This window comes from Bacteroides sp. RTP31139st1_H2_RTP31139_211217 (assembly GCF_040227615.1).
GTDB lineage: Bacteria > Bacteroidota > Bacteroidia > Bacteroidales > Bacteroidaceae > Bacteroides > Bacteroides uniformis.
The window spans coordinates 1-7,796 of record NZ_JBCNZM010000192.1; the positions used below are offsets into that span (position 1 = coordinate 1).

General features: G+C 43.6%; 11 protein-coding genes. 8 read left to right on the forward strand and 3 right to left on the reverse strand.

Annotated elements, in window-relative coordinates:
* Positions 1-2 precede the first annotated feature (2 nt).
* The 7 genes from ABUA47_RS21230 (at position 3) to ABUA47_RS21260 (ending at position 5,559) form a co-directional block, all read left to right on the forward strand.
* Positions 3-293 (forward strand): hypothetical protein, encoded by a 291-nt coding sequence (locus tag ABUA47_RS21230; protein WP_349832009.1) that lies wholly within the window; start codon positions 3-5, stop codon positions 291-293.
* Positions 290-1,762: a hypothetical protein gene (locus tag ABUA47_RS21235; RefSeq protein ID WP_287578346.1), complete on the forward strand. Its 1,473-nt coding sequence runs from the start codon at positions 290-292 to the stop codon at positions 1,760-1,762. The genes ABUA47_RS21230 and ABUA47_RS21235 overlap by 4 nt, the downstream gene beginning before the upstream one ends.
* Positions 1,759-2,616 carry a hypothetical protein gene (locus ABUA47_RS21240; protein WP_151882863.1) on the forward strand — a complete coding sequence of 286 codons (858 nt, stop codon included), beginning with the start codon at positions 1,759-1,761 and terminating at the stop codon, positions 2,614-2,616. Before ABUA47_RS21235 ends, ABUA47_RS21240 begins: the two co-directional genes overlap by 4 nt.
* Positions 2,610-3,578 carry a hypothetical protein gene (locus ABUA47_RS21245; protein WP_287578349.1) on the forward strand — a complete coding sequence of 323 codons (969 nt, stop codon included), beginning with the start codon at positions 2,610-2,612 and terminating at the stop codon, positions 3,576-3,578. Before ABUA47_RS21240 ends, ABUA47_RS21245 begins: the two co-directional genes overlap by 7 nt.
* Complete coding sequence (locus ABUA47_RS21250; protein ID WP_119961580.1) at positions 3,575-4,135, forward strand: hypothetical protein; 561 nt, start codon at positions 3,575-3,577, stop codon at positions 4,133-4,135. Before ABUA47_RS21245 ends, ABUA47_RS21250 begins: the two co-directional genes overlap by 4 nt.
* A gap of 253 nt (positions 4,136-4,388) precedes the next feature.
* Positions 4,389-5,324, forward strand: coding sequence for an amidoligase family protein (locus ABUA47_RS21255; protein ID WP_349824562.1), 936 nt, complete (start codon positions 4,389-4,391; stop codon positions 5,322-5,324).
* A gap of 1 nt (position 5,325) precedes the next feature.
* Positions 5,326-5,559 carry a hypothetical protein gene (locus ABUA47_RS21260; RefSeq protein WP_044467563.1) on the forward strand — a complete coding sequence of 78 codons (234 nt, stop codon included), beginning with the start codon at positions 5,326-5,328 and terminating at the stop codon, positions 5,557-5,559.
* A gap of 124 nt (positions 5,560-5,683) precedes the next feature.
* On the opposite strand, the gene ABUA47_RS21265 is transcribed toward ABUA47_RS21260, so the two are convergent.
* Both ABUA47_RS21265 and ABUA47_RS21270 read right to left on the reverse strand, forming a co-directional pair.
* Entirely contained in the window at positions 5,684-6,100 is a 417-nt protein-coding gene (locus ABUA47_RS21265; protein WP_044467566.1) for a DUF5053 domain-containing protein, read from the reverse strand.
* A gap of 44 nt (positions 6,101-6,144) precedes the next feature.
* Positions 6,145-6,342 (reverse strand): hypothetical protein, encoded by a 198-nt coding sequence (locus ABUA47_RS21270; protein WP_117599675.1) that lies wholly within the window; start codon positions 6,340-6,342, stop codon positions 6,145-6,147.
* 515 nt (positions 6,343-6,857) lie between these two features.
* Between ABUA47_RS21270 and ABUA47_RS21275 the strand changes: the two genes are divergently transcribed.
* Positions 6,858-7,220: a hypothetical protein gene (locus ABUA47_RS21275; protein ID WP_349824561.1), complete on the forward strand. Its 363-nt coding sequence runs from the start codon at positions 6,858-6,860 to the stop codon at positions 7,218-7,220.
* Between the two features lie 80 nt (positions 7,221-7,300).
* On the opposite strand, the gene ABUA47_RS21280 is transcribed toward ABUA47_RS21275, so the two are convergent.
* Complete coding sequence (locus ABUA47_RS21280) at positions 7,301-7,588, reverse strand: hypothetical protein (protein WP_349824560.1); 288 nt, start codon at positions 7,586-7,588, stop codon at positions 7,301-7,303.
* Between the last annotated feature and the right edge of the window lie 208 nt (positions 7,589-7,796).

A 7,796-nucleotide genomic window follows, 5' to 3' on the forward strand; every position in this document is an offset into this window, starting at 1 on the left:
GTATTCAAGCGATGCAATGGGCCAAAGAGATATCAAAACTGCCTGACGGCTGCTTTACCATTGCCTTCTTCCCGTGTTCCAGGCATAAAGGGGAGGCATCAGCCACATTGACAGTTAAAGAAGGATGCAGATGGCGTACTCAACTGCCTGAAGAAAGATTCAGTATAGACAGTGACAACTTCTTTCTGTTTACAGACGCAGACGGGGAACCCAAGATGTGCTACCGTATTCTCATCAGGTACATGGGCTTTCCTCAAGATGGTTTCAAACTTCATAAAATAGATTGGTTATGAGTAAAAGCAATCTCAAAATGGTAGGCAACTTCGGTTGCTATCTTGACGATGACAATGTAATATCCTTCCAGATTGGAGACAGGCCAATGGCTTCAGTCCTGGAACCGGACCCGATGTTCCCCCTGAGTGGAGGAAGTCTTCCGGATACGCAGTGGCAGAGCATCCAGGGATTCCAGGTGTGCAGCCGTGGCTTCAACAACATGAAATGCGAGGAAATCGCGTCCGACATAAAGAAGAACCGGCTTCTGCCGAGATTGATTACCAAGCAGGTCAACATGCTGTATGGTCATGGGCTTGCCGTGTACAAGCCGGCAATCGTGGACGGGAAACTTCTGAAACAGTGGGTTGACTGTCCGGAAATCATGGACTGGCTCAACAGTTGGGAACAGCGCGGTCTTGAATCGGGTTATAAGGAAGTGGCCAAGTCAATCATCAAGAACTACTACTATTTCAGGGACTGTTTCGTAAAGTGGCGCTTCACAAAGGGAAAAGCAAGAGGGACGATGCCCGTTGCCGGCCTTGAATCCATGGAGAACAAACATTGCCGGCTGGCCACCACCAAGAAGGATGTGGCGACAGATGTTGTCTACTACCGGGATTTCCGCTACATTGCCGTAGGGCGTTGGGGGTATGGCACTTCCACTTTCCGCATCTATCCGAAGTTTTCCTTTTCGGAGCTTGCCAATTACAGATTCGCGGCCATTTCCCATCACCGGGAAAAATCCGTGGATGAGTTCTACGGTGTAAACGAAACCCATGCCGGTACCAGGTCCTACATCAAGGGTTCCAACGATACGGCTGATTATATCAACTCCTTTTTACGTAATTCGCTTGCCGCCAAGATACACATTGTCATCCCCAATGCCTGGCTTGAGTCCAAGAGGATCCAGATAACCAAACTCTGCGACGAGAATAAACGGCGCAAGAAAAACAATGAGGAAGAACTGATGTACAATGGCATCGTGATTGGTTCGGAATTCAAGGAATCCACCCTGATAAAGTATCTGCAGTCTGAACTGCGCAAGATCTCCCGCTATCTGTCCGGTGCAGACAACCAGGGTAAGGCGTATGCGACAATCAGCTTCAAGAACAGCCAGGGCGAAGAGGAACGCTGGAAGATAGAGACGGTTGATTTGAAATACAAGGAATATATCGATGCCTTGATATCCTATGACAAACGCGCCGATGAGGTGCTGCTGTCAAGCGTGGGACTTGACTCCTCCATATCCAGTGTCAGCAAGGACGGGGTCATATCCAAATCAGGAGCCGATGCGTATTACAACTATCTGATATACATCATGTCACTGACTTCGGAAGACGAAATCTGCTCCGAACCGTTCAATATGGCCATACAGATAAACTTTCCCCATTTATACAGCCAGGGGTACCGTCTTGGATTCTATCGCGAAGTCCCGGCACGCCAGGAAGATGTTTCACCTCAAAACAGACTAAATCAGCAACAGTCATGAGAATATTGGAAGAACTGTTTACCACCATTTCGGAATTTCGGAAGTATGCTCCCTATGCAGAGAGCAATGTCACTTTCGACCAGCTCAATTCGTCTGCCATTTCTGCGAAAAAGCAGATGGTTATCATCCTTACCAAAGATGTCTACACCGATCTGACGGCAGACGAGGGCGAACTGAAGGAGGCCCTGCGTCTTGCTATGGCCAATCTTACCATGGCCAAACAGCTCATTTTTGATGTTGTATCCAAGCGCAAGGATGATGTCGATATATACAAGCATGAGCAGGAAAGCATGCGCAGGTCGTATATCGAGAACTATTATAATGCCATGGATACTGTCATCCAGTTGCTTGACAACAGTCAGACCGTGCCCTCCTGGAAAGAAACGAGATACAAAAAGATGCTTGATGTTCTTAAAATAAAGAGTACGGAGGAGTTCGACATGCTGTATACGATAGACATGTCCTATCTGTTCTTTTTCCGGACCATACCGATCCAGAGCGAAGCGCTGGATGACGGGATATCGGCCTATTTTGAACGGGCAGAGAAAAAGGAGGAGGTATTGCGCCCGCTCAAACGATGCCTCGCCAAGCAGACCATAGCCATTGCCCTGCGGAGATTTGACATTATAGAGTTTCCACCGACAATAAGAAGTCTGTTTGACGAGTCTAAGGCAAGCAGGTCTGGGAAGGATGAGCAGGCCCGCATGCTTGAGTTGTCCGCTTCTCTGCTTGAAGAGGTGAAGCGGGAACTGGCCAATATAGATCTGCTTTTGTCAACGGACAGTTCCGGCTCTGTAGATACGAACACATCCTTTAACCGTCCGGACGACATAATAATGCTGATGCCATGTTGACAATAGATTTTATAGCAAAAGGAATGCAATACAGCATCCCCAATTCCTGGGATGGATTAACTCCTTATCACTTCCAAACACTCATGCGTGATATACAAAGGTTTGCGGAGGGAAAAATATCCGTCGGCATGGTCCGTGCGAATTATGTTTGCCGGATTATGGGATGGAATCTTCAAAAAATAAGGAATACGGATGGATGGGCAAATGTGGCCTGGCTTGCAGAGCAGGTGACATTTCCGTTCACGATTGTCTATCCGGATAATGATGCAGCACTCCAGGAATTGGATTCTGAAACATACAGACTCTGTAAGAAGATACCACCACACCGGTTGCATGGAATAACCATATCCAGGTATCTGGACAGACTGGACTACAAATATGCAGTTGACTCATGTTTCTGCAAACAACTGGTTCCGGCGATACATCTTGAAGATGAAACTTTTTTTGCCTATAATATAGAAACCATGTTCAACCGTCTTACTTGCTCGCTTACGGCACTCCAGTTCATTGAGGCACGTGGTCTCCTTGGATGTCCGAAAGAGCAGCTTCCGTTATTGGCCGCTATCCTTTACTATCCGGACCGGTATTCATCTGCCGGAGCGCATAAGTTGGCACAGAAGTTCACTGGGCTGCCGATGGATGAGCTTATTCCCATAGCCTTCAATTTTCAGGCCTTCATCAATTATCTGTTTACCAAAACTGAGTTCAAGTTGCTTACAGAACTTGAGGAGACCAAAGTTTCTGCCATTTCCACGGGTGCACTTGAGTCTCTGTACAACTTGAGTTCAGACGGGTTTGGGGATATTGAAACCATCGAACACATGAATGTCATCCAGTATTTGACCATCCTCCGGAAAAAAATTATTGATACGGTGCGCAGCCTGCATGCGGCCAAAATGGATAAAGCGGATATTGCGAGAGAAACCAGACTTCCAATTCACATAATAAATGAAATCCTATGATACTTGATTTACTCAGATATTTTGCCCGTTTTCCCCAAAAGGAAGGGGTTGTCTCCATGTTCGCCAACGGCTCAAGTGACTTTGTCCAATATGCGGAACTGCTTGGGCATGTCAAAAAACTCCCGGAACCGATAATGCCCGAACTTGAGAATCTTGTTTTCGGGCAGTCATACGATTACGTAAAGAAGCGCGTCGATAATATTACCGGCAACTATCTGTTCGTGGATTTCGGAGAATTCACATCAAGCCGTGACACACACAACTCCATTCTTGACAGCCAGAAACTTGCAGCTACCATAGCCATGAAAGTTTCGGATTCCGCAGACATGGTTGAGACGGCCATTGCCTCGGAAATGACCTTGTCTCTCCTTGCGGCACTTCGGAAAAGGCTTATTCTCGATTCACGGTCTGAGGATTTGCCATGGCTTGATAAGATATCGGAGAATCATGACATTATCCCTTTTGTCTCATCCGAATTCAAATCCATAGGTTGGACACTCATGTTCAGTTCTGCAGCAACCGATTTGTTCAATGTCAAACCATCCCTTAGTGAGTAGCAAATATCGGGCCATTAAATGGTTCAGAAACTTTTTGTTCATGTTGTTTATTTCCATCCTGGCTGTGGGCTGTCGAAGTTCGCGGTCAGGAGCTACTCCTGATTACTCTTTTCCGTCATCCCTACCACGAGAAATAATCATTTTTTTACTCAAGCTAAACAAAGCTAATACACTGATAATAAACAAGATATTACTACGTTATGCGCGTTAATAGTGTTACCTTAGCTGTACGAAAAATAAAGGATAAAACATTATGAACGAACAAGTTACAAACATTCTTAACCAGAGCATAACAAAGACGGCAAAGATACAGCAGCTCCTTCTTTTAGGTCTGACCCGCCGCCAGGTAGCCGATTTGGTAACAAACGGAAATTACGGTTTCGTGCAGAACGTATATAAGAAAATGCTGGAAGCCGGAAGATTCGGCCAGCAACCGGCCATCGTAGCCTGCCCCGAATTGGACTATACTTTCAACAGACGTTTCGGCATCGAGATAGAGGCATATAACTGCGAAAAGGGAGTTCTTGCCCGTGAACTTCGTGAGGCCGGAATTGCAGTTGCAGTGGAAGGTTACAACCATAACACCCGCGACCATTGGAAGCTGGTTACAGACAGAAGTCTTAGAGGGAACGATACTTTCGAGCTGGTAAGCCCGATACTTGAAGGGGAAGCCGGATTGCAGGAACTTCAGAAGGTATGCTGGGTGCTCGATTATTGCAATGTGAAGGTGAACGACAGCTGCGGCCTTCATATACACATGGACGCTGCAGACTTTACCATTGAAACCTGGCGCAACCTTGCAATAACTTACCGCCGCCTCGAACCGGTAATCGACTCCTTTATGCCGGGTACCCGCCGGAACAACAGATATTGCAAATGCCTTACCGGAATTTCAGAACGCAGTATAACGGAGGCAGAGAACATCATGCAGCTACGTTCAGCCTTTGGAAACGACCGCTACCACAAATTGAACCTTGAGGCTTACGCACGCCACCGCACAGTTGAATTTCGCCAGCATTCGGGTACCACCAATTTCACAAAGATGGAAAATTGGATACGGTTTGCCGCCAACATGATTACCTTTGCAAAATACGGCATGGTGAATTCGGGATGCCCGCTTTCAAATATCCCCTTTCTGACAGCCGACCAAAAAGTATTTTTCAAATTGAGAACCAAAAAATTAGCATAATATGATGACAACTTACACTTTGCAGGATGGCGGTATAATTGCCGCCTCCTGCCCTGCAGACTTTGTAACCAAACTCCGTGAAAGCAGCCGTTTCGACAGTGAATGTACCGACCAGGAATATATGTACCATTTCGCCGACCGTTTCCATGACCAGACGGGGCATGTAGTCCGAGCTGATACCCCGGAGCATTTTTTGGAGGATTTGCTTTCCAACGGGTATATGAAAGTAGAATAATCCCCTCCAAACAAAAGAAGGCTTCCAACTTGTGTGAAAGCCTTCTTTATATTGATGTGGTCGGTAGAACGAAAAATCCCCGTAGCGGTTCATACTACGGGGATAAGTTGTCATAAAACGTCTCTCAAGATATGGAGAGTGAACCTAATTGTTTGCTTATATCCTGGAGAGCGAAGTTGAATGTCTCCAAATCCTTTTTGCTGAGCGTATAAACTTTACCCCTAACTTTGCTGCCATTGATACGTTGGCTAAGCCATGCGGTACTTTTACCGAAATACTTCTTGGCAATGTATCCCAATGGAATGATTTCCGTATAGGGAGCTATTTGTTGCTTCAATGTGATATAGTTGTTCAATTCTTCAGCTTCTGATGAAACCTCCTTGTAGCCATTGATTAGGAAATCGGCTATTGCATCAACATCTTTTTGATCTGTGTATTTACTGGTTATTTCATCAGAGAGAGCAACATATTTCTCCATGGCATCCGGTGTGCCGGAGTGAGCGATTTCATGCAATTTCTTCAAATCATCTTTAAGTGCCATAAGCTTATTGTTTTGTGCTCCCCTTATGGGGAGCTTGTTTAACTTCATTTTTCCAATTCTTTCAAAACCTTTTCTAAAAGTGCTATCTGTTTGTCTGTTTCCAGTTTTGCATCCAAGAGTTCATCCATCTTCTGCCTACTCATTTGGTTTCCTGCATTCTTGAAAGTGTGTTCATACATTTTAGATAACAATTTTAACTGGGTAAGCTTTGCAACCAGTTGCATTTTTGTTTCTTTTTCCATATCTCTTTGTTTTAATGACAATGCAAATATACATAAATATTTCTTTATGCACAAATTCCATAAAGAAAATTTTATGTATTTCTTCTTTATTGAACAAAAATGCATTTTCTGCACATGAAAATTTTAACATGTGCAGAAATGGAGTATATTTGCACTTATAGGAAGCCTATCAAGAGTCCTATTATCAGACCTGATAAAAAGCATATCATGATGATGATTGGAAGCCAGCTGATAGATTCTTTCAATAAGTTGAAATCCGTACATACTTTATTGATTCTATCCTCCAATTGAGTTAATTTGTATTGGTCTTGCATAACTTCTTTCTTTTATTCCAAAAATAACCTTTTTCTTTTGCCATTTCAAATAAAACTCCCATTTTTGTAGTGCCCAATAAATGATAGTATAGAACGTATAATAAATATGAATCCCTTTTCAAGATATAATCCGTAAAATCGGGTTAAGGTTTATACTATAACCTTTGGGCATGTCTTGATAAGGGATTCGCCATTTTTATTATGGAACTCAAATCATTTATTAAAAGTACCATTACACAAATAGTGGAATCGATTGAGGAACTCAATGCGGAATTGTCGAGTGATACTGTTATAGTGAATCCAACAGATGTGAAGAAAGCTGATACACCTTTTATCAATAAGAACTATAAAACTCATTCTATTTCAAATATTGATTTTGACTTAACAGTCTCAATCACTGATAATGCAGAAACTGGAGCTAAAGTAGGAGTAATGGCAAGTGTGATAGGTTTGGGAGCATCTTCAAAGGAAGGTACGCAGAATGTATCTATTAGTAAAATTCGCTTTAATATTCCTGTCATGTTACCTTCAAGATGTCCCTATGAAGAGAACCTTGTAAAATAAATCGGTAGATAAATTCAGCTTCTTCGTGAGGACTATAGCCGGTTCCTCTGTAGGCTTCTGTAGCATATTTCACGCAGCGTTCACGTAACTTGCGTTCGTATCTTTTCTTGAAGTACTGGATAATGATTTTCATAATGACTTTCTTTTGCTACAAAAATAACCTTTTTCTTTTGCCATTCCAAAAACTTTTGCCATATTTGCAGTGCTGTAACAGTTGGTTGAGCTGTTTTTTCAACCCCGACCGGACAAACGGCTATTTGTCCAAATACGAATTTGGGCTTTTTTATGCCCATAGGTTTGCTCCAGACATGAATGTCGCCAGCAAATTCATATACGAACAAGAAGACATTGCGTAAAGTATGATGCATATACTTATACGGCTATCATTCCCGAACATTTATTCCAACGCTTCGGCGGGGTTGAATCAACTGTTGCAGCAACGGGTTTGGTAGCCGTTCTTTTTTTCTGCCATTTGCTGTAACAGTGTAAGCATTCGAAGAAATGCACCTTTTACACTTTGAGGTTTGGTTGTAGCTTTGCGGCAGTGAATACAATCAAACCTCAATTATTATGAAC